Origin of the sequence: Gemmobacter sp., assembly GCF_046292685.1 — a bacterium.
Taxonomy (GTDB): domain Bacteria; phylum Pseudomonadota; class Alphaproteobacteria; order Rhodobacterales; family Rhodobacteraceae; genus Wagnerdoeblera.
The window spans coordinates 1-25,547 of the sequence record NZ_JBKBQM010000024.1 but is presented as its reverse complement, the minus strand read 5'-3'; the positions used below and the strand labels follow the sequence as shown (position 1 = coordinate 25,547).

General features: G+C 68.5%; 23 protein-coding genes and 1 pseudogene. 12 read left to right on the top strand and 12 right to left on the bottom strand.

Annotation, left to right across the window (positions count from 1 at the left end; all coding sequences use genetic code 11):
• Positions 1-28 precede the first annotated feature (28 nt).
• Positions 29-1,318, bottom strand: a complete 1,290-nt coding sequence (locus ACK4S2_RS08610) for an NAD(P)/FAD-dependent oxidoreductase (protein ID WP_409622982.1) — start codon at positions 1,316-1,318, stop codon at positions 29-31.
• 206 nt (positions 1,319-1,524) lie between these two features.
• Here ACK4S2_RS08610 and ACK4S2_RS08605 point away from each other — a divergent pair, with 206 nt between their 5' ends.
• Both ACK4S2_RS08605 and ACK4S2_RS08600 read left to right on the top strand, forming a co-directional pair.
• Positions 1,525-2,247 carry a type 1 glutamine amidotransferase gene (locus tag ACK4S2_RS08605; protein ID WP_409622980.1) on the top strand — a complete coding sequence of 241 codons (723 nt, stop codon included), beginning with the start codon at positions 1,525-1,527 and terminating at the stop codon, positions 2,245-2,247.
• Positions 2,219-3,580 (top strand): glutamine synthetase family protein, encoded by a 1,362-nt coding sequence (locus ACK4S2_RS08600; RefSeq protein WP_409622978.1) that lies wholly within the window; start codon positions 2,219-2,221, stop codon positions 3,578-3,580. The genes ACK4S2_RS08605 and ACK4S2_RS08600 overlap by 29 nt, the downstream gene beginning before the upstream one ends.
• Before the next feature lie 96 nt (positions 3,581-3,676).
• On the opposite strand, the gene ACK4S2_RS08595 is transcribed toward ACK4S2_RS08600, so the two are convergent.
• The 9 genes from ACK4S2_RS08595 to ACK4S2_RS08555 all read right to left on the bottom strand — a co-directional run bounded on the left by ACK4S2_RS08595 (position 3,677) and on the right by ACK4S2_RS08555 (position 14,191).
• On the bottom strand, positions 3,677-4,675 hold the full coding sequence (locus ACK4S2_RS08595) for a cytochrome d ubiquinol oxidase subunit II (RefSeq protein ID WP_409622973.1): 999 nt from the start codon (positions 4,673-4,675) through the stop codon (positions 3,677-3,679).
• 4 nt (positions 4,676-4,679) lie between these two features.
• On the bottom strand, positions 4,680-6,035 hold the full coding sequence (locus tag ACK4S2_RS08590; RefSeq protein ID WP_409622970.1) for a cytochrome ubiquinol oxidase subunit I: 1,356 nt from the start codon (positions 6,033-6,035) through the stop codon (positions 4,680-4,682).
• A 94-nt stretch (positions 6,036-6,129) separates the two neighbouring features.
• The gene (locus ACK4S2_RS08585) at positions 6,130-7,389 is read right to left on the bottom strand and encodes a glycerate kinase (RefSeq protein ID WP_409622967.1); all 1,260 of its coding nucleotides are present in this window, start codon (positions 7,387-7,389) and stop codon (positions 6,130-6,132) included.
• Positions 7,390-7,427: 38 nt separating this feature from the next.
• On the bottom strand, positions 7,428-8,228 hold the full coding sequence (locus ACK4S2_RS08580) for an ATP-binding cassette domain-containing protein (protein WP_409622964.1): 801 nt from the start codon (positions 8,226-8,228) through the stop codon (positions 7,428-7,430).
• The gene (locus tag ACK4S2_RS08575) at positions 8,221-9,090 is read right to left on the bottom strand and encodes an ABC transporter ATP-binding protein (RefSeq protein ID WP_409622961.1); all 870 of its coding nucleotides are present in this window, start codon (positions 9,088-9,090) and stop codon (positions 8,221-8,223) included. Before ACK4S2_RS08575 ends, ACK4S2_RS08580 begins: the two co-directional genes overlap by 8 nt.
• Complete coding sequence (locus ACK4S2_RS08570; RefSeq protein ID WP_409622958.1) at positions 9,087-9,938, bottom strand: ABC transporter permease; 852 nt, start codon at positions 9,936-9,938, stop codon at positions 9,087-9,089. The genes ACK4S2_RS08575 and ACK4S2_RS08570 overlap by 4 nt, the downstream gene beginning before the upstream one ends.
• Positions 9,931-10,935 (bottom strand): ABC transporter permease, encoded by a 1,005-nt coding sequence (locus tag ACK4S2_RS08565; RefSeq protein WP_409622956.1) that lies wholly within the window; start codon positions 10,933-10,935, stop codon positions 9,931-9,933. The genes ACK4S2_RS08570 and ACK4S2_RS08565 overlap by 8 nt, the downstream gene beginning before the upstream one ends.
• A 118-nt stretch (positions 10,936-11,053) precedes the next feature.
• The gene (locus ACK4S2_RS08560; protein WP_409622953.1) at positions 11,054-12,577 is read right to left on the bottom strand and encodes an ABC transporter substrate-binding protein; all 1,524 of its coding nucleotides are present in this window, start codon (positions 12,575-12,577) and stop codon (positions 11,054-11,056) included.
• A 42-nt stretch (positions 12,578-12,619) separates the two neighbouring features.
• A complete protein-coding gene (locus tag ACK4S2_RS08555) occupies positions 12,620-14,191 on the bottom strand; it encodes a phytoene desaturase family protein (RefSeq protein WP_409622950.1) in 1,572 nt (523 codons plus the stop codon).
• Positions 14,192-14,297: 106 nt separating this feature from the next.
• Between ACK4S2_RS08555 and ACK4S2_RS08550 the strand changes: the two genes are divergently transcribed.
• Genes ACK4S2_RS08550 through ACK4S2_RS08530 form a run of 5 tightly spaced genes read left to right on the top strand, consistent with a single transcriptional unit; the run spans position 14,298 to position 20,831 of the window.
• Positions 14,298-15,089: a cyclase family protein gene (locus tag ACK4S2_RS08550; protein ID WP_409622948.1), complete on the top strand. Its 792-nt coding sequence runs from the start codon at positions 14,298-14,300 to the stop codon at positions 15,087-15,089.
• A 4-nt stretch (positions 15,090-15,093) separates the two neighbouring features.
• Entirely contained in the window at positions 15,094-16,653 is a 1,560-nt protein-coding gene (locus ACK4S2_RS08545) for a phytoene desaturase family protein (protein WP_409622945.1), read from the top strand.
• Complete coding sequence (locus ACK4S2_RS08540; protein WP_409622942.1) at positions 16,650-17,138, top strand: MarR family winged helix-turn-helix transcriptional regulator; 489 nt, start codon at positions 16,650-16,652, stop codon at positions 17,136-17,138. Before ACK4S2_RS08545 ends, ACK4S2_RS08540 begins: the two co-directional genes overlap by 4 nt.
• 10 nt (positions 17,139-17,148) lie before the next feature.
• Positions 17,149-19,296: a thiamine pyrophosphate-dependent enzyme gene (locus ACK4S2_RS08535; protein ID WP_409622939.1), complete on the top strand. Its 2,148-nt coding sequence runs from the start codon at positions 17,149-17,151 to the stop codon at positions 19,294-19,296.
• Positions 19,293-20,831 (top strand): indolepyruvate oxidoreductase subunit beta family protein, encoded by a 1,539-nt coding sequence (locus ACK4S2_RS08530; protein ID WP_409622936.1) that lies wholly within the window; start codon positions 19,293-19,295, stop codon positions 20,829-20,831. The genes ACK4S2_RS08535 and ACK4S2_RS08530 overlap by 4 nt, the downstream gene beginning before the upstream one ends.
• A 74-nt stretch (positions 20,832-20,905) precedes the next feature.
• Here the strand turns inward: ACK4S2_RS08530 and ACK4S2_RS08525 are convergent, their stop codons facing one another.
• Positions 20,906-21,562, bottom strand: a complete 657-nt coding sequence (locus ACK4S2_RS08525) for a TetR family transcriptional regulator C-terminal domain-containing protein (RefSeq protein ID WP_409622933.1) — start codon at positions 21,560-21,562, stop codon at positions 20,906-20,908.
• Positions 21,559-22,716 carry a mandelate racemase/muconate lactonizing enzyme family protein gene (locus ACK4S2_RS08520; protein WP_409622930.1) on the bottom strand — a complete coding sequence of 386 codons (1,158 nt, stop codon included), beginning with the start codon at positions 22,714-22,716 and terminating at the stop codon, positions 21,559-21,561. Before ACK4S2_RS08520 ends, ACK4S2_RS08525 begins: the two co-directional genes overlap by 4 nt.
• A gap of 90 nt (positions 22,717-22,806) precedes the next feature.
• Between ACK4S2_RS08520 and rlmJ the strand changes: the two genes are divergently transcribed.
• The 5 genes and pseudogenes from rlmJ to ACK4S2_RS08495 all read left to right on the top strand — a co-directional run.
• Positions 22,807-23,580: a 23S rRNA (adenine(2030)-N(6))-methyltransferase RlmJ gene (rlmJ, locus tag ACK4S2_RS08515; RefSeq protein ID WP_409622927.1), complete on the top strand. Its 774-nt coding sequence runs from the start codon at positions 22,807-22,809 to the stop codon at positions 23,578-23,580.
• 45 nt (positions 23,581-23,625) lie between these two features.
• A complete protein-coding gene (locus tag ACK4S2_RS08510) occupies positions 23,626-24,489 on the top strand; it encodes a PhzF family phenazine biosynthesis protein (protein ID WP_409622924.1) in 864 nt (287 codons plus the stop codon).
• Positions 24,490-24,783 carry a DUF1330 domain-containing protein gene (locus tag ACK4S2_RS08505; protein ID WP_409622921.1) on the top strand — a complete coding sequence of 98 codons (294 nt, stop codon included), beginning with the start codon at positions 24,490-24,492 and terminating at the stop codon, positions 24,781-24,783. It abuts the gene before it with no gap.
• Positions 24,784-24,889: 106 nt separating this feature from the next.
• Positions 24,890-25,333 carry a TerB family tellurite resistance protein gene (locus ACK4S2_RS08500; protein ID WP_409622919.1) on the top strand — a complete coding sequence of 148 codons (444 nt, stop codon included), beginning with the start codon at positions 24,890-24,892 and terminating at the stop codon, positions 25,331-25,333.
• Between the two features lie 3 nt (positions 25,334-25,336).
• Positions 25,337-25,547 (top strand): annotated as a pseudogene (locus ACK4S2_RS08495) (hypothetical protein); the annotation flags it as partial.

Here is a 25,547-nt window from a genome sequence, read left to right as displayed (position 1 = left end):
TTCCAGCACCGCTTTGCCGCGTGCGCGCTCAGATGCCCAAACGGTCGCGCAAGGCATACCAGGTCATCGCCAGCACCAGCACCGGATGGCGCAAGGCCGCCCCGCCCGGGAACCGCGGCGTGGGCAGGCGGGCCATCACGTCGAACCGCGCGGCCTGGCCCTGCACCGCTTCGGCCAGGATCGCCCCCGCCATCGTGGCCAGCGCCACCCCATGCCCGGAATAGCCCGAGGCCGACAGCACATGCGGGCGCACCCTTAGGAAACACGGCATGCGCGTCATGGTGATGGCCAGGGTGCCGCCCCAGGCGTATTCGACGCGGGCATCGGCAAGCTGCGGGTAGACCAGCCGCATCGGCTTGCGCACTGTCGCCACGATGTCGGGAAAGCGGTAGCCATAGCTTTCGCCGCCGCCGAACAGCAACCGCCCGTCCGGGGACTGGCGCCAGTAGTTCACCACAAAGCGCGAATCCGCCACCGCCACGGGCTGCGCCAGCGGGGCGCGGCTGCCCAGGGGTTCGGTGGCGATGATGAAGTTGTTGATCGGCATGACCCGGGCCGCCACCGCGGGTTCCAACCCGCCCAGATAGCCGTTGCAGGCCAGGATGACATGATCGGCGCGCACGGTGCCGCTGCGGGTGTGCAGCAGGGCAGGCGGGCCCGGGTCCAGCCGGGTGACCTCGGCGTGTTCATGAATCACCGCGCCCGCCGCCTCGGCCGCGGCCGCAAGCCCCAGTGCAAAGTTCAAGGGGTGGATGTGCCCCGCACCGTGGTCCAGCTCGCCCCCGGCATAGGCGTCGCTGCCGATCAGCCCGGCCAGGGCGGCGCGGTCGAGCGGCTCGATCCGGTCATAGCCATAGTCGCGCGCCAGCCGTTCGGCATAGACGCGGGCCGCACCGACCTCGGCGGGCGTGCGCAAGGCATGGGCGATGCCGGGGCGCCAGTCCACGCCCGGCATGTCTGCGCCAAGACGCTGCACCAGCGCCTTGGCAGCCTCGGCAATGTCCCACAAGGCGCGGGCATCGCCGGGCAGGCGCGCCTCGATCCAGTCCTGATCCAGCCGCTGACCCGAGCCGACCTGCCCGCCGTTGCGCCCCGAGGCGCCCCAGCCGGCGCGGTGCGCCTCCAGCACCACCACGCGCAAACCGGCGCGCGCCAGATGCAGGGCCGCCGACAGGCCGGTATAGCCGGCGCCGACGATGCAGACATCGGCACGGGTTTCCCCTTGCAAGGCCGGGCGGTCGGGCGCGGGCACCGCGGTGGCTGCATACCACGAAGGCGGATAGCGTCCGGGGCGGTCGTTGGCATGCAGCAGGTTCATCGGGGCCTCCGGGCAGGACTGCCGCGGTTCTAACCGCTGGCGGGGGCTGCCGCCAAGGGCCCGCGCCGTTTCAGGGGCGCGGTGCTGTGGCGGTGCTTTCGGCTGCGGGTCGGCCGCCACCCCTGGCCCCTTCCCCCTTGGCCCGTCCCCCTTGCCCGCCCCCCGCGACGCGCGCTAGAGTGCACTACCTGCATTCAGAGTGATCCATGCTTATCGGCATCCTGCAAACCGGCCACGCGCCCGAACCGCTTGTGGCGCAATCCGGCACTTACCCCGACATGTTCCGCCGCCTGCTGGCCGACCAGGGGTTCACCTTCCGCGATTATGCCGTGGTGGACATGGAGTTCCCCGAAGACGTGCATGCCTGCGACGGCTGGCTGCTGACCGGCTCGCGCCACGGCGCCTACGAAGACCATCCCTTCATCCCGAAGCTCGAGGATTTCATCCGCCGGGCCTATGCCGAAGGCGTGCCGATGGTGGGCATCTGCTTTGGCCACCAGATCATCGCCCAGGCGCTGGGGGGCAAGGTGGAACGGTTCCCGGGCGGCTGGGCCGTGGGGCCGCAGGACTATGATTTCGGCGGCGAAACGATCCGGCTGAACGCCTGGCACCGCGACCAGGTGACCGAGCGCCCGCCGGATGCCGAAACCGTGGCGACACATCCTTTCTGCGCCCATGCCGCGCTGGTCTATGGCGACCGCGCCTTTACCGTGCAGGCGCACCCCGAATTCCGGCCCGACTTCGTTGCGGGCCTGATGGAAACGCGGGGCAAGGGCGTGGTGCCCGACCCGCTGATGGATCAGGCGCGCGCGCGCCTGGACCAGCCGCTTGACGACCGGATTCTTGCTTCGCGCATCGCGGCCTTCTTCAAGGCCCCGCGCAGCCCCAGACAGGTGCCCCATGGCCGAATGGACCGAGAAACTGCCTGAAGCCGCCCGCGACTATCTGTCGGGCCGCCGCCTGGACGAGGTGGAATGCATCGTCCCCGACATTGCCGGGGTCGCCCGCGGCAAGGCGATGCCCGCCTTCAAGTTCGAGCATCAGAAATCCTTCTTCCTGCCGACCTCGATCTTCCTGCAGACGATCACCGGCGAATGGGCGGATGCCCCGAAGGGCGAGGATGAATACAAGGAACCGGACATGACGCTGGTTCCCGATTTCACCACCGCCACGGCCGCACCCTGGACCGCCGACATCACGCTGCAGATCATCCACGATGCTTTCGACCAGCGGGGGCTTCCGGTGCCGACGGCGCCGCGCAACGTGCTCAAGCGCGTGCTGGCGCTCTATGCGGCCGAAGGCTGGCGCCCCGTGGTGGCGCCCGAGATGGAGTTCTTCTTTGTCGCGCGCAACCTCGACCCCAACATGCCGATCGTGCCGCCGATGGGTCGGTCGGGGCGGCGGGCGGCGGCCAAGCAGGCCTATTCGATGAGCGCCGTGGACGAATACGGCAAGGTCATCGACGACATCTACGATTTCGCCGAGGCGATGGGGCTGGAAATCGACGGCATCCTGCAGGAAGGCGGCGCGGGCCAGGTGGAAATCAACCTCGCCCACGGCAACCCGGTCGATCTGGCGGACCATATCTTTTACTTCAAGCGGATGATCCGCGAGGCGGCGCTGCGCCACGACTGTTTTGCCACCTTCATGGCCAAGCCGATCGAAGGCGAGCCGGGCAGCGCCATGCACATCCACCATTCGGTGGTGGACATCCGCACGGGCCGCAACATCTTTTCGGCCGAGGACGGCAGCGAGACGCCAGCCTTCCTGCATTTCATCAGCGGGATGCAGCGGCACCTGCCGGCGGCGGTGGCGCTGCTGGCGCCTTATGTGAACAGCTATCGCCGCTATGTCCCGGATTTTGCGGCCCCCATCAACCTGGAATGGGGCCGCGACAACCGCACCACGGGCCTGCGCGTGCCGATTTCGGGCCCCGAGGCGCGGCGGGTGGAAAACCGTCTGGCGGGGATGGATTGCAACCCCTATCTGGGCATCGCCGCGAGCCTGGCCTGCGGCTATCTGGGCCTGAAGGAAGCGCAGGCGCCGCGCCCAGAATGCACGATCAACGCCTATATGGGTGAGGACGAGCTGCCGCTGAACCTGTCGGACGCCATCGACCTGCTGGAGGAGGATACCGCGCTGGTCGAGGTGCTGGGCCCCGAGTTCGTGGCGCTGTATGCGGCCGTGAAGCGGCACGAATACAAGGAGTTCCAGCAGGTGATTTCCCCTTGGGAGCGCGAGCACCTGCTGCTGAACGTCTGAGCCCGCGGTGGGCAGGAGGGGGGCGCTGCCCCCCTCTTGGCGCGGGATGCGCCAATTCACCCCCCGGGATATTTGAGGACAGAAAATGGGCCAGGCTCAGCCATAGCTGAGTTTCGTGGCCTTGCCGCGAAAGATGACGTAGCTGAGGATCGAATAGCCGATGATGACCGGCAGCACGACCAGCACGCCCATCAAGATGATCGACAGGGACTCGGGGGCGGCGGCGGCCTGATAGATCGTCAGTTGCTCGGGGACGACGTAAGGGTAGAAGCTGTAGGCGAGGCCGGCAAAGCCAAGGGCCATCAGGGCCACCGCGCCGCTGAAGGGTGCCCAGGCCAGCCGGTCGCCCGGCAAGGGCAGGTGGCGCTGCACCGCCCAGAGTGCCGCAGCCACCCCGGCGGCCATCAGCGGCAAGGGCGCCAGCAGCAGGATGTCGGGCCAGCCGAACCACTTGTCGAAGATGCGCGGGGAGACGAGGGGCGTGGCCAGCGACACCGCCCCCAGCCCCAGCACCATGCCCCAGATGCCGCCGCGCGCCCATGTGACCGCCTTGGCCTGCAAGGCGCCATCGGTCTTGCCGATGGTCCAGGCCGCGCCGATGAAGCTGTAGGCCACCGCCAGCGCGCCGGCCGTGAGCATGGCGAAGGCCACGGTGCCCGGAGTCCAGTCCAGCCCCATGATGTAGAGGCCCAGCATGAAGCCTTGCGACAGCGCCGTCATCGCGCTGCCCGCGAAGAACGCGGCATCCCACAGCGGTTTGCGCGGCGGATCGACCTTGGCGCGGAATTCGAAGGCGACCCCGCGCAGGATCAGGCCCACCAGCATCACCGCCACCGGCAGGTATAGGGCGGTCAGAATGGCGCCATGCGCGGCCGGAAAGGCGACCAGCAAAAGGCCCACGGCCATGACCAGCCAGGTTTCGTTGGCATCCCAGAACGGGCCGATCGAGGCGATCATGCGGTCGCGCTCGGGCTCGTCCGCAAAGGGAAACAGGATGCCCACGCCCAGGTCGAACCCGTCGAGGATGACGTAGAGCAGGATGGCAAGGCCCATCAGGCCGGCAAAGACGACGGGCAGGGTTTCGGGTGCGAACATCGGGTTACTCCGCCGGAACGGGGGTGGCGCGGGGGGCCGGGCTGCTGCCGGCCGCCTTGCGCGCAAGATGGGTGATGACGCCGATATAGGCGGCGAGCAGCCCGGCATAGACGGCCAGATAGACCGCCAGCGTCGTGGCCACCGCACTGGCCGCGACCGGGCCCACTGCGGCCTCGGTCGTCAGCACGCCGTGCACCAGCCAGGGCTGGCGGCCGATTTCGGTGGTATACCAGCCGGCCAGCGTGGCCACCCAGCCGGAAAACGCCATGCCGGCGGTGACGATCAGGAACGGGCGCGGCAGGCCATCGACCCCGCGGCGCCAGGCCAGCCAGACGCCCGCCCAGGCCACCGCGAGCATCAGCACCCCCACCCCGACCATGACGCGGAACGACCAGAACACCGGGGCCACGGGCGGGTGCAGGGCCGTGCCATCCTCGGCCACGTAGTCGTTCAGGCCGGGGACCACACCATCGGCGCGATGGGTCAGGATCAGGCTGGCGCCCGAAGGGATGCCGAGTTCGAAATGGTTGGTCCGGGCTGCTTCATCCGGCAGGGCGAACAGCAGCAGGGGCACGTTCGGCCCGGTTTCCCAGTTGCCTTCCATCGCCGCCACCTTGGCAGGCTGATGTTCCAGCGTGTTGAGCCCGTGCAGATCGCCCGCGAGGATCTGCACCGGGATCAGCACCGCGCCAAGCCACAGGCCGAAGCGCAGCTGCAAGGCCGACCCACCGCTGCGGTCGCCGACCAGCCGGCGAAAGGCGGCCACCCCCGCGATCAGGAAGGCGACCGTCAGGCCCGAGGCGAGCAGCGTATGTGCCAGCCGGTAGGGCATGGACGGGTTGAAGACGACGGCCCACCAGTCGGTCGCGTGCACCACGCCATCGCGCAGCTCGAACCCCGCGGGCGTGTGCATCCAGCTGTTCAGCACGAGGATCCAGAAGGCGCTCATCGTGGTGCCGATGGCGACCAGAGCGGTGGCGCCGATGTGCACCCAGGGCTGCACGCGCGACGCGCCGAACAGCATGATGCCAAGGAACACCGCCTCGAGGAAGAACGCGGTCAGGATCTCGTAGGCCAGCAGGGGGCCAGCGACATTGCCCACGGTTTCCATGAAACCCGGCCAGTTGGTGCCGAACTGGAACGACATGGTGATGCCGCTGACCACGCCCAAGGCGAAGCTGAGCGCAAAGACCTTGACCCAGAACATGTAGGCATCCCACCAGCGTTTGTCGCCGGTGCGGGCGAAGGCCAGCCGGAACCCGAGCAGAACCCACCCCAGCGCCATGGTGATGGCCGGGAACAGGATGTGGAACGAGATGTTGGCCGCGAACTGGATGCGCGAGAGAAGCAGGGCGTCCATGCCAGATCCTTCGTCGAAGTTGTATGTTCGAAGCAGGATTTAGGAGGCCGGCATGGCCTGCGCAGGGGGTCTGCGACCAGCGGCCACAGGGGGCCTAGCGGATCAGGATCGCGCGGAAATCGTTGACGTTCGTCCCCGTGGGGCCGGGGGCGAACAGGTCGCCCAGCGCCTCGAAGGCCGAATAGGCATCGTTGCCGGCCAGCATCGCCGCCGGGTCGCGGCCCAGGGCACGCAGGCGGGCCATGCTGAACCCGTCGGCAAAGGCGCCGGCGTTGGATTCCGACCCGTCGATGCCATCGGTATCGGCGGCCAGCGCGGCCAGGGGCACACCTTCGGCCGCGAGCGCCAGCGCCAGCAGGAATTCGGAATTGCGCCCGCCCCGCCCCTTGCCGCGCAAGGTGACGGTGGTTTCGCCCCCCGACAGAATCACGACGGGCCGGGCAAAGGGGCGGTTCCGGGTAGCCACCTCGCGCGCGATGGCGGCGTGGACGCGGGCGACATCGCGCGCCTCGCCTTCGATGGCATCCGAAAGGATGGCGGCCGGGATGCCGCGGGCCTGCGCCAGATCGGCCGCGGCTTCGAGGCTGAGGCGGGCCGAGGCGACGACCTGCACCCGATGGCCGGCGAACACCGGATCGTCGGGGTGCGGGGCGGCGCCTTCATCCCCCGCCAGCCAGTCGGCCACGCGCGGGGGCAGGTCGATGCGCCAGGTTTCGACCAGTCGCCGCGCCTCGGCCCTTGTGCCGGCATCGGGCACCGTCGGGCCGGAGGCGACTTGCGCCGGATCGTCGCCCGGCACGTCGGACACCACCAGCGACACCAAACGGGCCGGGTGCGCCGCCGCCGCCAGCCGCCCGCCCTTGATGCCCGACACCTGCTTGCGGATCGCGTTCATCACCGAAATCGGTGCGCCGCTGGCCAGCAAGGCGCGGTTCAGCGCGGCCTCGTCCTCCAGCGTCAAGGGGCCGGGCGGCATGGGCAGCAGGGCCGAGCCGCCCCCGCACACCAGCGCCACCACCAGATCGTCCGGCCCGAGGCCCCGCACCGCATCGAACAGCGCGCCCGAGGCGGCAAGCCCGGCCGCATCCGGCACGGGGTGCGCGGCCTCCATCACCCGGATGCGACGCGTGGGGCAAGCATAGCCATAGCGCGTGACCACCACGCCCGACAGCGGGCCATCCCACAAGGCCTCGAAGGCCGCCGCCAGTTGCGCGGCCCCCTTGCCTGCCCCCACCACCACCGTGCGCCCCCGGGGCCGTTCGGGCAGATGCGCCGCCAGCGCCCGCAGCGGATCGGCTGCTTCGACAGCGGCCGCGAAAAGGTCGGTCAGAAAGGCACGGTCGGCTTCGGTCATGGGCGGACGCTAGCGCAAACGCCCGGCAAGGCCAAGGGTCAGAACCACGCCTGATCGGGGTCAGGGTCGGGGATCGCATCCAGCAGGTCGCGGGTATAGGCAGCCTCGGGCGCCGCAAAGACCCGGGCGCATGGCCCGTCTTCGACGATCACCCCCTGATGCAACACGATCACCCGGTCGCAAAGCCGGCGGATCACGCTGAGGTCGTGGCTGATGAAGGCCAGCGTCAACCCCATGTCGCGCACCAGGTCGCGCAGCACCGCCAGCACCTGCGCCTGGCTCGACACGTCCAGCCCCGAAACGATCTCGTCGGCCAGAATGAAATCGGGCCGCAAGGCGATGGCGCGGGCAATGCCGACGCGCTGGCGCTGCCCGCCGGACAACTCGTGCGGGTAACGGCTGGCAAAGGCGCGCGGCAAGCCGACCTTGTCCAGCGCCTCCAGCGCGCGGGCGCGCGGATCGGCATTGCCATGCAGCACCAAGGGCGCCGCAATGATCTGACCGACCCGGTGGCGCGGGTTCAGCGACGACATCGGATCCTGAAAGATCATCTGCATGCGCCGCCGCAAGGGCCGCAAGGCGGCATCGTCCAGATGCGTGATATCGGCCCCTTCGAAGCGGATGGTGCCGGCGCTGGGTTCCAGCAGCCGCACCAGCGCGCGCCCCAGCGTGGACTTGCCCGAGCCCGAGCCGCCGACGATGCCCACCACCTCGCCGCGCCGGATGCGAAAGCTCAGCCCCTTGAGGATCTCCAGCCGCGGCGCGGCGCCGAACAGCGGCTTGCGCGCCATGTCAGCCAGCGACAAGCGCAAGTCCTGCACCTCGTAGATGTCATCCATGCGCAACGCTCCGGTCAAACGCGGCCACCTGCTCGCGCGCCGCAGCGATCACCGCGTCGGGCACCGGGTTCAGGCTGGCCTCGGGGTCGTCATGGCGCGGGGTGGCGGCCAGCAAGGCGGCCGAATAGGGGTGGCCCGGCGCCTTGAAGAACGACCGCACGTCGGTCTGTTCCAGCACCAGCCCGCCATACAGCACCGTCAGACGCTGGCATATCTTGGACACCACGCCCAGATCGTGCGTGACGAACAGCAAGGCCGTGCCGTGGCGAACCTGCATGTCGCGGATCAGCCGCAGGATCTGCTTTTGCACCGTCACATCCAGCGCGGTGGTGGGCTCGTCGGCCACGATCAGCTTCGGTTCCGCCGCAAAGGCCGAGGCGATCAGGATGCGCTGGCGCATGCCGCCCGACAGCTCGTGCGGATAGGATCGCAGCACCCGGTCGGGGTCGGCGATCTGCACTTCGCTCAGCAACGCGCGCGCCCTTTCGGCGGCGCGGGCCGGCGCCCAACCCAGAATGTCGACCAGCCGGTCGGTGATCTGCGGACCGATGCGGCGCACCGGGTTCAGCGCCGTCAGCGGATCTTGCGGGATCAGCGCCGCCTTGGCGCCGATCCGCTGGCGCCGGGCCGCAGCAGGCAAGGCCAGCAGGTCTTCGCCATCCAGCCAGATCCGCCCCTCCAGCACCTGTGCCGCCTTGGGCAGGATGCCCAGCACCGCCTTGCCGATCATCGACTTGCCGGCCCCGCTTTCGCCCACCAGGCCCATCACCTCGCCGGCAGACACCTCCAGCGACACCCGCCGCAACAGCCGCCCGCCGCCCTTGAGGCCCACCGTCAGGTTTTCCACGCGCAGAAAGCTCATCTCAGCACCGGATCGAAGCGGTCCTTCAGCCCTTCGCCCAGTTGCGAAAAGGCCAGAACGGTCAGGAACAGCGCAATCAGCGGCAGAACCAGCACCCACCAGGCCTGATGCACCGACGTGCGCCCTTCGGCGATCATGCCGCCCCAGGTGGGGCTGTCGGTCGAGATCGAGAGGTTGACGAAGGACAGGATGGCCTCGACGATCACCGCGATGCCCATTTCCAGCGTCAGGAGCACGACGATGGTCGGCAGCACGTTGGGCAGAATCTCGACCACCAGCGTGGAAAACCGCCCCCGCCCCGCAACGCGGGCCGAGGCGACGTAATCCATCGCCCCCTGCCCCATCGCCTCGGCCCGCACCACCCGGGCAAAGCGCGTCCAGTCGATGACCACGATGGCGATGACGATCGACCACAACCCCGGCCCGATCACCGCGATCAGCAGGATGGAAAACAGCACCGGCGGAAAGGCCATCCAGATGTCGATCAGCCGGGAAATCACCATGTCGACCCAGCCGCGGAAAAACCCCGCCAGCAGCCCCAGCGCCCCCCCCAGCAAGGCCGTGGCAAGACCGGCGATCACCGCCACCAGAAAGGCCACCCGCCCGCCATGCAGGATGCGGCTCAGCACGTCGCGGCCCAGGCTGTCGGTGCCCAGCGGATAGGCCGGGTCGGCCCCCGCCACCCAGAAGGGCGGCAACCGGCCGGCGAACAGATCCTGCGCCAGCGGGTCGTGCGGCGCGATCCAGGGCGCCAGCAAGGCCGCCCCCACCGCCACGATCAGCCAGCCCGCCGAAAGCCACAACCGCGCGCCGGCCCGGCGCCGCACAGCCCCCCGCCCGTCAAGCATGGCGCAACCTCGGGTTCAGCACGGCATAGAGCAGGTCCACGATCAGATTCACGGCGGTAAAGATCACCGCGAACAGGATCACGATGCCCTGGATCAGCGGCAGGTCGCGGTTGATGACCGCATCGATGGCCATGTTGCCAAGCCCCTCATAGGAAAACAGCCGCTCCACAATCACGGTGCCGCCGATCAGAAAGGTGAACTGCACCCCCACCAGCGTCAGCGTCGGCAGCACGGCATTGCGCAACGCCTCGCGCAGGATCACGCGGGTTTCGCTGTAACCCTTGGTGCGCGCGAGAGTGACGTAATCGAGGTGCATGGTTTCCTTCAGGCTCTGTTTGAGCAATTGCGCAATGATCGCCGCCAACGGAAAGGCCAGCGCCAGCGCCGGCATCAGCATGTGGCTGACCAGATCCCACCACAGGTCGAACCGCAGCCGGACCACGCTTTCGATCAGGTAGAAGTTGGTGACAAACGGCAGGTCCAGACTGGGCGAGATGCGCCCGGAAATGTGGAACACCGGCCAGAGCACCCCGAACAGCAGGATCAGCACCAACCCCCACAGGAAATCCGGCACGCTCAGCGCAATGCCATTGCCCACGTCGATGGCCGCTTCGGTGCGCCCGCCGCGAAACCGCGTGCCCAGCAGCGCCACGATGCCGCCCCAGACCACCGCAATCACCAGCGCCATCAGCGACAGCTCCAGCGTGGCCGGCAACCGCCCCAGCACCAGCCCCGCCACGGGCTGCCGCGTCGTGATCGAGGTGCCGAAATCGCCTTGCAGCACACCGCCGGCCCAGATCAGGAACTGCTCGCCGATGCTCTTGTCCAGCCCGTACAGCGCCCGCAACCGCGCCTCGTCTTCGGGGCCAGCCCCGGGCGGCAGCATCATCGCCACCGGGTTTCCGGGCACGACCCGGATCACAACGAAAACGATCACCGCCACGCCCAGCAGCGTGACCAGCGTCGTCGCTAGCCGCAAGATGACCTGCCTCAGCATCGCGCCTCTTTCGGAAGGGCGCCCGGGGCACCCGCCTCATTTTCTGTCCACAAATATCCTGCGGGGGGTCCGGGGGGCGCAAAGCCCCCCGGCCTTTCCACCGGCACGACGGCGGGTTTTACGCCCGGCTCATCAGGTGCGGCAGCAGCGCGCCGGATGCGTGCGGCGTCACCTTGACCCGTGCGTCATGCAGGATCGGCTGCACATACTGCAACAGCGGCAGCACCAGCGCATTTTCGGCAATGTGGCGGCTCACGGCCTTCCAGCCCTCGATCCGCTTGGCCTCGTCCGGCTCGCCCCACAGCGGGTTGATCATGTCGATCAGGTCCTGGCCGTCCCAGACCGAATGGGGGCTGGGCCCATACATCGCAAAGCCGGTCGAGGTGGTCGGATCGCCTACCGAATTGCCCCAGTTGTAGAAGGCCGCCGGTGCCAGCTGGTCGGCCGCGCGCAGTTCGAAATGCTTGGCGATTTCGTAAACCTCGATCTCCGCCTCGATGCCCACGCGCCGCCACAGCCCGACGATGGCCTGAACCATCTCGTAATCCTTGGGCTTGAAGCCGCGGGTGGTCTGGATCTTGAACTTCACCGGCTTGTCGGGGCCGTATCCGCTGGCTGCAAGCAGCGCCTTGGCGCCTTCGGGGTCGTAGGGCGTCTTGATCGTGGGGTCGAACGCGTCGTAGTCCGGGGTTTCCAGCGTGTCGATGGCCACGCCATAGCCCGACAGCAGCCGGTCGATGATCGCCTGCTTGTCCACGGCCATCACGGCGGCCTTGCGCACGTTCGGGTCCAGCATCACGTCGATATCGTTGAAGAAGATCATCCCGATATCGGAAATCGGCTTTGCCACCCCCGCAAGCCCGGCCTTTCCCTTCAGGCGGTCGAACTCCTCGTAGGGCACTTCCAGGGTGACGTGGCTGTTGCCGGATTCGATTTCGGCCACGCGGGAGGCCGCATCGGTCACGAACTTGATGGTCACCGTCTCGAACGCGGGCTTGCCGCCCCAGTAATCGGCATTGGCCTTCAGCCGGACAAAGGCGTTGCGTTCGAACTTTTCGACCATGTAGGGGCCGGTGCCGATGGGGGCGGCCTCGAAGCCCTCTGCCCCCACCTTTTCATAGTAGGCTTTCGGCAGCACATAGCCGGTCAGGAAATACATCCACTTGAAGATCGTGGGGTCGAACTGTTTCACATCGGCAATCACCCGGTTACCTTCGACCCGGTGGTTGTCCAGCGTGCCCCAGACGAACTGGATCGGGCTGCCGGTTTCCGGCTTGGCCACGCGAGCAAGGCTCCAGGCCACATCCTCGGCGGTGAAGGGGCTGCCGTCATGCCACTTCACGCCTTCGCGCACGTCCATCCAGACCTGGCTACGGTCGTCCGACCAGCCCCAGGCGGTCAGCAGGCCCGGCGCCGGCGACAGGTCGGGCTGCTGCAGGATGTACTGGTCGAACACCGATTGATACAGGCCCTGGATCGTCGGGTTCACCGCACTCGGGCCCACGGTCGGATCCCAGCTGGGCAGGTTCACGTTATAGGCGATCACCAGTTCGTCGATGGCTTGCGCCAGAACGGGCTTGGCAAACCCCAGCGCCACCGTGGCGGCCGAGGCTTGCAGCAGGCTGCGTCGCGTGAGTTTCATGGTCGTTTCCCTGTTGTGGTGGTAATTTGTTGCTGTTTTCGTTCAGACGCCGGCAAGTTTCTGCGCCAGCAGGTATCCGGGCCCGGCGCCGGTCCCTGCCCCGGGCCAGACGGCAGCGCCGGTCAGGTGCAGGTTGCGGATCGGCGTCGATCCGTCGGTGCGGCCCCTTGCGGGGCGGAAAAGGAAATGTTGCGCCAGGTGGTGGCTGCCGCAAACCTGATCGCCGCCCACCAGGTTGGGGTTGTCGGCCTCCAGCTCCGCGGGGCTGACGATGCGCCGGCCCAGCACCAGCCCGCGCGTGCCCGGCGCGTAGCGTTCGAGGATATCCAGCGCCCGTTCGGCCATCGGTTCGGCGGCATCGGCCCAGTCGGTCGCGGCAATGGCACCGGCGGCATCGCCGCGGATCGTGCCCGGCACCATCCGCACCTGCACCCACAGCACATGCTTGCCGGCCGGCGCACGGGTCGGGTCCACCACCGTGGGCTGGCCGACGACCAGCACCGGCTCGTCCGGCAGCAGCCCCGCCTTGGCCTGGGCATAGGTCCGCGCCATCTGGTCGAGGCTGGGCGCGAGGTGCACATAGGCAAAGCGGTGCAGGTCGGGCCCCGCAGCCCAGGGCGGCAACGCATCCATCGCCAGGTGAATCATCATCGTGCCGGGCGCGTGCTGGAACCCCTGCATCGCGGCATCGAAGCGCGGCTCCCCGGTGCCGCCGGTCAGCCGCATCAGTGCCGAAGGGGCCACGCCGGCAATCACCGCCTTGCGCGCGACGATCCGCCGGCCATCGGCCAGCTCCACCCCGCTTGCCGCCTCGCCGGTGTGAAGGATGCGGGCGACGGGGGCGTTGCATTCCACCCGGCCGCCTCTTGCCACGATCTCGGCCACCATCGCTGACACGATGGCACCCGCCCCGCCCTTGGCCAGCACCATGCCGAAGGCCTGCCCCGCCATCCCCTCCAGGTAGGGAAAAAGCGCGCCACCCGCGACATCCGGGGCATAGTCGAGATGCATGCCCCAGGCGCCGAGGGTGGCCCGCAGGTGGGGAGAGGTAAAGGTTTCTTCCAGCCAGGCCCGAGGCGTTTGCAGCAGGAATCGCCCCAGATCCTGCGCCCCCGAAACCCCGCGCTCGCGCCACAGGCGCCAGGCGATACGTGCAAGTGCACGTTTCTGCATCGGCGAACCCAGCAGCGCGAACAGATGCGCGGCATCGGCCGGAAAGGCCGCCGCCAGGCGGGCCCAGGTTTGCGAATCGGCCGCGCTGAACCCGGCGATTCGCGCCTGCGTTTCGGCCATGTCGGTCGAAACCCCCAGCCAGCGACCATCGGGAAACGCACTGGCAAAGGGCCGGCCCGTCGGCGCCAGCTCCAGCCCGCGCGCCATCAGCGCCGGGCTATAAGCCTTGAAAAAAGCGCTTCCGGCAAAAAGGCTTACGTTCATGGCCGCCCAGTCGTGGCGGAAGCCGGGCAAGGTGTATTCCCCGGTCTTGACCGCACCGCCGGGTGTCGCGGCCTGTTCGAACACGCCGACCTTCCAGCCGCGCGCCGAAAGATGCACGGCACAGGCCAAGGCATTGTGGCCGGCCCCGATCAGCACTGCATCGAACGTGTCAGTCATGCTGCGAACCTTTGAAGTTGGAAATATACTTGCAAATGCATTCAAATCTGTCCAGCATGATTTCATCGCATCGGGGCGCGCAGCCCCGCAACCAGGGAGAGACCAGATGACCTCAGCCGCTGTCCTGCAAAGCCTCGGGGCGATGATCGCCGCGGGCGGAATCGAGGTGGTAGATTGCTCGGGCGTGCTCGGGCCGGAAACGCCGCTGTTGAAGCTGCCGCCGGACTTTGCCAAGGACACCCCGCCGATCAGGATCCACCGCATTTCGGAATACGACAAGGACGGTCCGTTCTGGGCGTGGAACTGGCTGGAACTGGGCGAACATTCGGGCACCCACTTCGACGCGCCGCACCACTGGATCACCGGCAAGGACTATGCCGACGGCTACACCGACACCCTGCCGGTGCAGCGCCTGGTCGCCCCGGTGAACGTTCTGGACTTCAGCGCCGAATGCGAGGCCGACCCCGACTTCCTGCTGACCATCGACCATGTGAAGGCATGGGAAGCGAAACACGGCGCCATCAATGCCGGCGAATGGGTCGTTCTGCGGTCCGACTGGGACAAGCGCGCCCATGACGAGGCCCTGTTCCTGAACGCAAACGAAACCGGCCCGCACACCCCGGGGCCGACCGCGGAAGTGATCGAATACCTGATCGGCAAGGGCATCGTCGGCTGGGGCAGCCAGTGCATCGGCACCGATGCCGGGCAAGCCGGCGGCATGACCCCGCCCTTCCCGGCGCACAACCTGCTGCACGCCCACAACCGCTACGGTCTGGCCAGCCTTGCCAACCTCGACAAGCTGCCGCCCAAGGGCGCGATCCTGATCGCGGCGCCCCTGAAGATCAAGCAAGGCACCGGCTCGCCCATCCGGGCGCTGGCGCTGGTGGCGCGGGGCTGATCCGATGGCCGCCGTCGATCACGTCATCATCGGGTCGGGCATCAACGGGTTGGTCGCAGCCAGCCTGCTTGCGCTGAAAGGCGACAAGGTGCTGGTGCTGGAGCGGAACCCCGTCGCGGGCGGCTGCCTGCGCACCGAGGAGCTGGAGCCCGGTTTCCTGCATGACGTGATGGCGGCCACCTGGGTGCTGTTCCTGACCTCCCCGGCCGGGGCGGCGCTGGGGCCGCATCTGGCGGCGCACGGGCTGGAATACTGCCACACCGGAACGCCGACGGCCGTGCTGCGCCCGAACGGCGACTCGCTGGTGCTGAAAACCGACCGGGCGGCCAACGTCGCCCGGTTCAACGCGCTGTCGCCCGGCGATGGCGATGCCCACGCCGCCGACGTCGGCGCGATCGAGTCCGAGGCGCCTTTCCTGTTTGCCCTGCTGGGCGGGCGGCTGTGGTCGTGGCCGACCGCGAAACTGATGTGGGGCCAGGTGCGCAAGCGCGGCCTGCGCGGGCTGGCGGCTTGGATGGGCAGCGCTCTGGCCCCGGCGCGCGGCTGGCTGGAAACGGGCTATGCCTCGCCGCTGGTGCAGGCACTCTGGGCGCCCTGGGTGCTGCATTGCGGGCTGACCCCGGAGTCGGCCTATTCTGCCAAGATGGGCCGGGTCATTGCCTTTGCGCTGGAGGCGGCGGGCGCCCCGGTCATCAAGGGCGGATCGGGGGCCGGCGCGGCCGCCTTCTGCCGCCTGATAGAGTCCAAGGGCGGCACGATCCGCTGCAACGCCGATGCCGAGGAAATCACCGTCCGTGACGGCCGCGTCACCGGCGTTCGGCTGACGGGGGGCGAACACATCGCGTGCCGGTCGGTGCTGGCCTCGGTCGCGCCGGGGCAGCTTTACGGGCGGCTGCTGGGGGGCGTGAACCTGCCGGCCGAACAGGCGGCAACGCGGCGCTATCGCCACGGGCGCGGCGATTTCCAACTGAACTATGCGCTGGACGGTCTGCCGCAGTGGACCAGCCCGGACCTTGCGGATGTGGCGCTGATCCACCTGACCGACGGAATCGACGCCGTGTCGAAATCGGCCAACGAGGCCGAGCGCGGCATGCTGCCTGCCACCCCCACCATCTGCGTCGGACAGCCCAGCCGCATCGACCCGACGCGCGCGCCCGAAGGCAAGGCGGTGCTGTGGCTGCAAATCCCCGATGCGCCGCGCACCATCAAGGGCGACGCGGCCGGAGAAATCGCGGCGACCGACTGGGACGCCGCCAAGGAAGCCTTCGCCGACCGGATCGAAGCCATCCTGCGGCGCCACATCGCCAATTTCGACGCCATCAAGCGCAGCCGCCGCGCGTATTCGCCGGCCGATCTGGAACGGATGAACATCAACCTTGTCGGCGGCGATCCCTACGGCGGCGCCTGCTCGGTGGACCAGTTCTTCATCTGGCGCCCGTTCGCCCATTCCACCAACGGCGAAACCCCGGTGCGCGGGCTGATGCACATCGGCGCCTCGACCCACCCCGGGCCGGGCCTGGGCGGCGGATCGGGCTTCAACGCGGCAAAGGCGCTGGGGGCATGACCGACCAGTCCCCGCCCGAGCCGCCGCCCGAAACCCTGCCCCGGCTGGGCGAACTCGGGCTGTCGAACTTTGCGCCCTATCTGATGAACCGGATCATGGGCCGCTACAACGCCAGCTTCCGCGAGGAAATGGCCGAAATGGGCCTGACCACACCCAAGGCACGGGCACTAGCGGTGCTTTCCGTCATCGAGGGGCCGCTGATCCGCGAACTTGCGGTCTATGCCGTGGTCGAACAATCCACGCTGTCGCGCGCGCTGGACCAGCTGGCCGGCGAAGGGCTGGTGCGGCGCGCCACCGATGCCGCCGACAGCCGCGCGACCCGCGTGTTCATCACCGAGCCGGGGCGCGCTGTGTTCGAACGGCTCTGGCCGCACATGGCCCAGGCCCAGGCCCGCATGTTCCGCGGCATCCCCGAGGCCGAACGCGCGGCCTTTCTGGGCACGCTGAAGAAAATCCTGACCAATATCCGAAAACACGAACTCTGAGGGTTCCGTCATGGCAGAACGCAGTTTCAAGGCCGAAGTCCAGGACCTGCGCAAGGGCGCGGGCGACACCTTTACCGGCGAAGGCATTCTGGCCCTGACCAAGGCCCTGCTGGAAAACGGCGTGGGCTACGTCGGCGGCTATCAGGGCGCGCCGATTTCGCACCTGATGGATGTGCTGGCCGATGCCGAAGACCTGCTGAAGGAACTGGGCGTCCAGTTCGAAGCCAACGCCAACGAGGCCGCCGCCGCGGCGATGCTGGCCGCCTCGGTGCACTATCCGATCCGCGGGGCAGTCACCTTCAAGGGGCCGGTGGGGGTGAACGTCGCCTCGGACGCGCTGGCGAACCTTGCGTCTTCGGGGGTCAATGGCGGTGCGATCATCATCGTCGGCGAGGATTACGGCGAAGGCTCCAGCATCATGCAGGAACGCACCCATGCCTTTGCGATGAAGTCGCAGCTGTGGCTGATGGACCCGCGCCCCAACCTGCCCAGCATCGTGAAGGCGGTGGGAGACGCCTTCGAACTGTCCGAGGCCAGCAACACGCCGGTGATCCTGACGGTGCGGATCCGCGCCTGCCACGTCACCGGCAGCTTCCCCACCCGCGACAACCGCCGACCCGCCCTGACCGTGGCCGAGGCCGTGGCCCGCCCGCAATCGGATTTCCAACGCGTCGTGCTGCCGCCGATGTCGTTCACCCACGAACAGGAAAAGATCAAGGCGCGCTGGCCCAACGCCGAACGCTTCATCCGGGAAAAGGGCCTGAACGAGGTTTTCGGGCCGAAAACCGCCAAGGTCGGGCTGGTGCTGCAAGGCGGCATGTACAACGGCGTGATCCGCGCCTTGCAGCGGCTGGGCCTTGCCGACATCTTCGGCAACACCGAAGTGCCGATGTACGTGCTGAACGTCGCCTATCCGCTGGTGCCCGACGAATTCATGGCGTTCTGCGAAGGCAAGGACCACATCCTTGTGGTCGAGGAAGGCCAGCCCGAATTCATCGAACAGGCGCTGGCGACCTTCCTCTATCGCCGCGGCAGCAAGGTGATGCTGCACGGCAAGGACATCTTCCCGATGGCCGGCGAATACACCGGCCGGGTCATGCTGGACAGCATCACCGCCTTCCTGAAACAGGCCGCCCCCGACATGCTGCCCGCGCAGGTGCGCGCGCCCAACCAGGAACGGCCGAAGATCCCCGACCTGACGAAAACCGTGCCGATCCGCCCGCCGGGGTTCTGCACCGGCTGCCCCGAACGCCCGATCTTTGCCGCGATGAAGCTGGTGCAGGAAGAACTGGGCAAGCACCAGATCGCCGCCGACATCGGCTGCCACCTGTTCGGGTCCTTGCCGCCCTTCGAGGTCGGCGGGCAGACGATGGGCTATGGCCTTGGCCCCGCGGCCAACGGCGCCTTCGACGGCGGCGGGGAAAAGCGGCCCATCTCCATCATCGGCGACGGCGGATTCTGGCACAACGGGCTTTCCTCCAGCTTTACCAACATGGCCTTCAACAAGTCCGACGGCGTGGCGGTGATTGTCGACAACTACTACTCCGCCGCCACCGGCGGGCAGGACATTCCGTCCTCGCGCGCCGACAACGCCACCAAATCGACCAAACACCCGATTTCCAAGGCGCTGAAAGGCATCGGCATTACTTGGGTGCGCGAGGTGCCGCGCACCTATGACGTCGGTCACATGCGCGACGTGCTGCGCGAGGCGCTGACCACCCCGGAAAAGGGGCCCAAGGTCATCGTCGCCTCGTCGGAATGCATGCTCAACAAGCAACGGCGCGAAAAGCCGCTGGCACAAAAGGCCATCAAGGAAGGCCGCCGGGTGGAAACCCCGCGATTCGGCGTGGACGAGGATATCTGCACAGGCGATCACGCCTGCATGCGCCTGTCGGGCTGCCCCTCGCTGGGGTTGAAGGTGCTGGACGACCCCTTGCGCGACGATCCGGTGGCATCCATCGACCAAAGCTGCGTCGGCTGCGGCAACTGCGGCGAGGTGGCCGATGCCGCCATCCTGTGCCCCAGCTTCTACGAGGCGCGCGTGGTGCATAACCCCACCGCGTGGGAAACCCGCCTTGCCGGTTGGCGCGCCGCGGTGATCGGCTGGCTGCAGCGCCGCCGGGCCGCCCGCACGCTGAACTTCGGAGAAGTCGCATGAACGCGCCCCTTGCCCACCGCACCCCGGATGCCCGTCTGGAAGGCATCATCAAGCTGGCGATTCTGGCCGTCGGCGGCCAGGGCGGCGGCGTGCTGACCAACTGGATCGAGGATCTGGCCCGCGCCAACGGATACGCGGCGCAGGCGACGTCGGTTGCCGGGGTGGCGCAGCGCACCGGCGCCACCGTCTATTACATCGAGATGGCGCCGGCCGAAGGCGGCACGCCGATCTTTTCGCTGATGCCCGCCGGTGGCGACGTGGATGTGATGATCGCGGCCGAGATGATGGAGGCCGGGCGGTCGATCATCCGCGGCTTCGTCACGCCCGACCGCACCACGCTCATCGCCTCGACCCACCGTTCGCTGGCCGTGTCGGAAAAAATGGTGCCCGGCAACGGCATCGCCTCCAGCGACGAGGTGATGGCCGCCGCCGAAATCGCCGCGCGCCGCTTCATCGCTGCCAACTTCGATCAGGTCGCGGTGAAGCAGGGCTCGGTCATCTCCGCCTCGCTGTTCGGGGCACTGGCGGCCTCGGGGGCCTTGCCCTTTCCGCGCTCGGCCTTCGAGGACGCGATCCGCGCCAGCGGCAAGGGGGTCGAGGCCAGCCTTCGCGCCTTTGCCGCCGGGTTCGATGCCGCGCTGAACGGCTTGGCCGAACCGAAGTCTGCCCCGGCCCCCGCCGCGCCCCCGAAGGTTTCGGGCCCCGCCCGGCTGGTCGCCGAATGGGAAAGGCTGATGGCCCGCGTCGCCGCCCTGCCCACCCCGGTGGCCGAGCTTGCCCGCCCCGGTCTGGAAAAGGTGGTGGATTTCCAGGACCTGGCCTATGGCGCCGAATACCTCGACCGGCTGGATGCCGTGCTGGCGCAGGACAAGGCCGGCAACGGCTGGGCGCTGGGGCGCGAAGCGGCGAAATACATCGCCAATGCGATGGCCTATGACGACATCATCCGCGTGGCCGACCGCAAGACCCGCGCAACGCGGTTTGCCCGCATTCACGGCGAAATGGGCGTCAAGGACGGCAAGCTGCTGCAACTGACCGAATACTTCCACCCCCGGGCCGAAGAAATCACCAGCCTGTTTCCCGCCGCGATGGGCGCGCGCTGGCAGGCCAACCCGGGGCGCATGGCCTGGCTCGACAAGCGGTTCGGCAAGGGGCGCCGGCTGCGCACCGACAGCCTGCGCGCCTATGCGATGCTTTATGTGCTGGGCGGGTTGAAAGGCTGGCGCCGCAAGACCCTGCGCCACCGCCAGGAGCAGGAGCACCTCGCGCGATGGCTGGAAACCGCGATGGCCTACCGCGCCACCAATTACGACCTCGCGGTCGAGGTGATCCGCGCGCGCCGGCTGGTCAAGGGCTATTCCGATACCCATGCCCGGGGCCTGTCGAAGTTCGACCGCGTGCTGGGCGGCATCGCGCTGGTGGCGACTCGCGCCGATGCGGCCGACTGGGCGCGCCGGCTGCGCGAAGCCGCCTTGCAGGACGAAAAGGGCGTAGCGCTGGACGGGGCGATCGCCACGATCCGCAGCTTTGCCTGAGAGAAACCCTGTCCCGGGCTAGCCCCGGGACCTCTGCCCGGGCCTGCGCGCCGCCAGAAACAGGAGGCCCCGGGTCAAGCCCGGGGCGGGATTTGCTGGTCCGTCGTCCCGCCTATCCCCCCGGGTGCCAGCAGCCGGGTGAACAGCGTGTCCAGAAACCCCTCGGCCTCGGCATAGGGGTCGTGGCCGGGGCCGAGCACGGCGCGGACCTGGATTTCGAAATCGGCGTAATGCTGCGTCAACGCCCAGATCGAAAAGATCAGATGCTCGGGCGGCACCGCCGTCAGGCGCCCCTGATCCATCCAGCCTTGCAGCACCGCGGCCTTTTCCGCCACCAGCGCGCGCAGCGACCCCGACAGGCTGCCCGCCATGCGGGGCGCGCCTTGCAGCATCTCGTTGGCGAACAGCCGGCTTTCGCGCGGCATGTCGCGGCTCATTTCCAGCTTGCGGCGCACGTAAGCCAGCAGTTCGGCCATCGGTTCGCCTGCCGGGTCGAGGTCGCGCAGGGGCTGCAACCAGACATCCAGCAGGTTTTCCAGCAACTCGGCGTGGATCGCCTCTTTCGAGGGGTAGTAATACAGCACGTTCGGCTTCGACAGGCCCGCGGCTTCGGCGATCTGGTCCAGCGTGGCGCCGCGAAAGCCGAATTGCGAAAACACCTCCAGCGCCGCATCCAGGATCGTCTGGCGGTTGCGTTGCTGAATGCGCGATCGGGGGCGGGCTTCGGTCATGCGGGCTTGCGGTCGTGGTAGAGCGCGCCATAGGCCGAAGGTCGGTAATCCTCGACCGAGGCAGCACGGTGGGTGGTGCGCCCCAGCCAGGCGGGGGCAAAGTCCACCCCCCAGCCGGGGCCGTCGGGAATGGCGACATGGCCATCGGTCACGCGGAACGGATCCTGCACGAACAACCCGCGTTGCCAAGGATAGTAATCGTCGCCTTCGATGGAAAACTCCAGATACTTGCCCGGCGTGGCGATGCCGCCCATCAGATGCAGCGTGCAGACGGTGACCAGCGACAGGTTGGCGGCATGCGGTGTCACCGGCAGACCGGCGGCCGCGGCCATGTCGCAGACCTGAAGGCTGCGCGTCAGGCCGCCCAGATACATCACGTCGGGCTGCACCACATCGACCGAGCGCGTGCCCACGATGCGGCGCCACTGGGCCATGTCGCAGTCCTGCTCGCCCCCGGTCACGTCGATCTGCAACGCCTCGGTCACGTCGCGGGTTGCGTCGATGTCCCACCAGGGCACCGGTTCTTCGTAATGGCCGACGCCGTGGTCCTGCAGCATCCGCCCCACCGCGATGGCGCGCGGCACCGAAAAGCCCGAATTGGCATCGGCCAGCGTGTCGATGCCGTCGCCCAGCGCCCGGGTCACGGCGAGGATGATCGCTTCGGTCCGGCCGGGCCATTCGTCTGTGTCGGCGCCGCATTCGGCACCGATGCGGAACTTGGCCGCGGTAAAGCCCTGTTCGGCGCAAAACCGCTTCAGCCGCTCGGCCTCGGCTTCGGGGGTGATGTCGCGCTTCATCGAACTGGCATAGGCGCGGATGGGGCGCGGGGTGCCGCCCAGCAGCGCCACCACCGGCTTGCCTTCGCGCCGGCCGCGCAGATCCCACAAGGCGGTGTCGAGCCCGGCCAGCGCCCGGCACAGGTAGCTGCCCGGATACTTGTGTTCGCGCCGCAGGATGCGGTCGGCCAGCGCTGCCGGGGCCTCGGCATCGGCGCCCAGGACCCAGGGTACGATCTGGCGGTGAAAGACCTCGGCCGTGATGTCGGCATTGTAGTTGGCGCATTGGCCCCAGCCGGTCGCCCCTTCGCTGTCGGTCACGCGCACGGCACAGGTGAAGGCATCGGCAAAGGTTTCAAGGCGGGCGATCGTCGGCATCTGGTCCTCCGGGGTGCAGCCTGCACCGGGCGGGCGGCCGGGCGCAAGCCCCGGCTTGCCGGGGCCGGGGGGCTGCGCTAGGGCTGGGGGATGTTGTCCTATCAGCACGCCTATCACGCGGGGAACGCGGCCGATGTCCAGAAGCACGCGCTTCTGGCCTGGATGATCGACGCGATGACCGCCAAGCCCAAGGCGATGACCTATATCGAAACCCACGCCGGCCGCGGGCTTTATGCGCTGGACAGCGCCGAAGCGCGCAAGACCGGCGAGGCGGCGCAAGGCATCGGCCGGTTGGCCTTTCGCCTGGCCCCCGACCACCCCTATCGCCGCTGCATCGATGCGGTGCGCGCGGCGCATGGGCCCGCGGCCTACCCCGGCTCGCCGGTCATCGCAGGGCTCTTGCTGCGGGTGTTCGACCGCATCGTGGTGGCCGAACTGCACCCGCAGGAACATGCCGCGCTGGTGCAGGCGATGGCCCCTTTCGAGGCCGACGTCCGGCGCGAAGACGGTTTTGCCCTGGCGCGCGCGATCTGCCCGCCGATGCCGCGGCGCGGGATGCTGGTGATCGACCCCTCTTACGAAGTGAAGGAGGATTACGCCCGCCTGCCGCGCCTTGTGGCCGAAATCGCCCGCAAGTGGCCCGTGGGCGTGATCGTGCTGTGGTATCCGATCCTGACCGGCGGCGCGCATGCCCCTATGCTGGCCGCGCTGGAAGCGGCGCATCCGCAAGGCTTCCGGCACGAGGTCCGCTTTCCGCCGGTGCGCGAAGGGCACCGGATGGTCGGATCGGGGCTGTTCGTTCTCAACCCGCCCTGGGGGCTGGAGGCCGAGGCGGCGCGGATCTCGGCGCTGTTTGCGGCGTAAAGGCTTGTCTTTTTGCAATCTTGGCAGAGCAGAACCGGGGCACAGATGCAGCTTGAATATCACATTCTCGATGTTTTCACCGACCGGGCGTTTTCGGGCAACCCCTTGGCGGTGGTGCTGGGCGCCGACGGGCTGAGCGATGGCCAGATGCGGCGGCTGGCGCGCGAATTCAACCTGTCGGAAACCATCTTCGTGCAGGCGCCGGCCGACCCGGCCCATGCCGCACAGGTGCGCATCTGGTTTCCGACCGCCGAAATCCCCTTTGCCGGGCATCCGACCATCGGCTGTGCGGTGTTGCTGGCCGAATTGCGCGGCCTGTCGGGGCCGGTGGTGCTGGAAGAACGCGCGGGCCTCGTGCCGGTGACGTTGCGCGACGGGCTGGCCGAGTTGACCGCGCCGGTGGTGCCGCATGCGGTGGATGTGCCGGTGGCGGCCGAGGCCGTGGCGGCCGCGCTGGGGCTCGACCGGGTGACCTTTGCCGGGGTGTTCGGCGGTGGCCCGCAATTCCTGTTCGCGCGGCTGCCCGATCTGGCGGCCCTGGCGGCGGCATCCCCGCGCGAACCCCTGTGGTCCGGCCTGATGGCGGCGGCGGGGGTGGATTCGATCTGGGCCTATGTCGAGACCGGGCCGGATCGTGTGCGCGCGCGGATGTTTTCGCCCACGGCCGGGATCCCCGAAGACCCGGCCACCGGCTCGGCCACCGCGATTCTTGCGGCGGTGCGCCTGGCCCTTGGCCAGTTGCCCCAAGGCGAAAGCACGGTCACGGTGGATCAAGGCGTCGAGATGGGGCGGCCAAGCCGCTTGCGCCTGACGGCCGTGGTGAAGGATGGTGGGTTGGTCGCGGCCCGGGTGGCAGGGCGCGCGGTGCGGGTGGCGCAAGGGCGCATCCGGGTACCGGAGGAGGATTGAATGCCGAAAGGATACTGGGTCGCCCATGTCGATGTCCGCGACCCTGCGGCCTACGAGGCCTACCGCCAGGCGAATGCCGTGGCCTTTGCCAAATACGGCGCGCGGTTCATCGTGCGCGGCGGCGCGCAGGAGGTGCGCGAAGGCGCGGCCAAGGGCCGGACGGTGGTGATCGAGTTCGACAGCCCCGAGGTGGCGCGCGCCTGCTACGACAGCCCGGAATACCAGGCCGCCAAGGCGCTGCGCGACCCGGTGTCGTCGGGCGATCTGGTGATCGTGGCCGGCTGGGATGGTTAAGGGGGCAAAGCGGGGGGCCAGCCTCCGTTGGCATTGGGTCTCGAACCGATGGCAAACCGATGGCACCCCCCTGGGATAGTCGGGAACAGATGAAGGGGCTTCAGCGATGGTAATGGGTCTGTTGCGGCGGCTGGCTCAGCCCGGGCCGGTGGCCTTGCCGGCCGAGGAGGCGCGGCTGGCGCTGGCGGCCCTGCTGGTGCGGGCAGCGCGGGCGGACGGCAGCTATGAACGGGCCGAGGCGGCGCGGATCGACCGGGTGCTGATCGGGCGCTTCGGGCTGGACGCGGCCGGGGCCGCCGCCTTGCGCGCCGAAGCCGAGGCGGTCGAGGCCGAGGCGCCCGACACCGTGCGCTTTACCCGGGTGCTGAAGGACGCGGTGCCGCTGAACGACCGGATCGGGCTGATCGAGGCGATGTGGGCGGTGGTGCTGGCCGACGGCACCCGCGACGCCGGCGAGGACCGGCTGATGCGCATGGTCGCACCGCTTCTGGGCATCACCGACCGGGATTCGGGCCTGGCGCGGCAGCGCATGGAACGCAAGGGGATCTAGCCGATGCAAGCGAGCCTGCCGATGTACGATAGGCCCGAGGTTCAGGCCGCGAACGACCGGCTTTGGGCCGGCATCCGCGACCGGCTGCGCGCAGCCGGACTCGCCGCGCCCGAGACACTCGTGCGTGGGCGCTGGCCTTTGTGGGACCACTGGACCGCGCCCGACCTCGTGCTGTCGCAAACCTGCGGCCTGCCCTATCGCAGCCGGTTGCACG

Coding starts and splice junctions, on each gene's coding strand:
- ACK4S2_RS08610 (WP_409622982.1), bottom strand. CDS start 1,318: ATGAACCTGCTGCATGCCAACGACCGCCCCGGACGCTATCCGCCTTCG.
- ACK4S2_RS08605 (WP_409622980.1), top strand. CDS start 1,525: ATGCTTATCGGCATCCTGCAAACCGGCCACGCGCCCGAACCGCTTGTG.
- ACK4S2_RS08600 (WP_409622978.1), top strand. CDS start 2,219: ATGGCCGAATGGACCGAGAAACTGCCTGAAGCCGCCCGCGACTATCTG.
- ACK4S2_RS08595 (WP_409622973.1), bottom strand. CDS start 4,675: ATGTTCGCACCCGAAACCCTGCCCGTCGTCTTTGCCGGCCTGATGGGC.
- ACK4S2_RS08590 (WP_409622970.1), bottom strand. CDS start 6,035: ATGGACGCCCTGCTTCTCTCGCGCATCCAGTTCGCGGCCAACATCTCG.
- ACK4S2_RS08585 (WP_409622967.1), bottom strand. CDS start 7,389: ATGACCGAAGCCGACCGTGCCTTTCTGACCGACCTTTTCGCGGCCGCT.
- ACK4S2_RS08580 (WP_409622964.1), bottom strand. CDS start 8,228: ATGGATGACATCTACGAGGTGCAGGACTTGCGCTTGTCGCTGGCTGAC.
- ACK4S2_RS08575 (WP_409622961.1), bottom strand. CDS start 9,090: ATGAGCTTTCTGCGCGTGGAAAACCTGACGGTGGGCCTCAAGGGCGGC.
- ACK4S2_RS08570 (WP_409622958.1), bottom strand. CDS start 9,938: ATGCTTGACGGGCGGGGGGCTGTGCGGCGCCGGGCCGGCGCGCGGTTG.
- ACK4S2_RS08565 (WP_409622956.1), bottom strand. CDS start 10,935: ATGCTGAGGCAGGTCATCTTGCGGCTAGCGACGACGCTGGTCACGCTG.
- ACK4S2_RS08560 (WP_409622953.1), bottom strand. CDS start 12,577: ATGAAACTCACGCGACGCAGCCTGCTGCAAGCCTCGGCCGCCACGGTG.
- ACK4S2_RS08555 (WP_409622950.1), bottom strand. CDS start 14,191: ATGACTGACACGTTCGATGCAGTGCTGATCGGGGCCGGCCACAATGCC.
- ACK4S2_RS08550 (WP_409622948.1), top strand. CDS start 14,298: ATGACCTCAGCCGCTGTCCTGCAAAGCCTCGGGGCGATGATCGCCGCG.
- ACK4S2_RS08545 (WP_409622945.1), top strand. CDS start 15,094: ATGGCCGCCGTCGATCACGTCATCATCGGGTCGGGCATCAACGGGTTG.
- ACK4S2_RS08540 (WP_409622942.1), top strand. CDS start 16,650: ATGACCGACCAGTCCCCGCCCGAGCCGCCGCCCGAAACCCTGCCCCGG.
- ACK4S2_RS08535 (WP_409622939.1), top strand. CDS start 17,149: ATGGCAGAACGCAGTTTCAAGGCCGAAGTCCAGGACCTGCGCAAGGGC.
- ACK4S2_RS08530 (WP_409622936.1), top strand. CDS start 19,293: ATGAACGCGCCCCTTGCCCACCGCACCCCGGATGCCCGTCTGGAAGGC.
- ACK4S2_RS08525 (WP_409622933.1), bottom strand. CDS start 21,562: ATGACCGAAGCCCGCCCCCGATCGCGCATTCAGCAACGCAACCGCCAG.
- ACK4S2_RS08520 (WP_409622930.1), bottom strand. CDS start 22,716: ATGCCGACGATCGCCCGCCTTGAAACCTTTGCCGATGCCTTCACCTGT.
- rlmJ (WP_409622927.1), top strand. CDS start 22,807: ATGTTGTCCTATCAGCACGCCTATCACGCGGGGAACGCGGCCGATGTC.
- ACK4S2_RS08510 (WP_409622924.1), top strand. CDS start 23,626: ATGCAGCTTGAATATCACATTCTCGATGTTTTCACCGACCGGGCGTTT.
- ACK4S2_RS08505 (WP_409622921.1), top strand. CDS start 24,490: ATGCCGAAAGGATACTGGGTCGCCCATGTCGATGTCCGCGACCCTGCG.
- ACK4S2_RS08500 (WP_409622919.1), top strand. CDS start 24,890: ATGGTAATGGGTCTGTTGCGGCGGCTGGCTCAGCCCGGGCCGGTGGCC.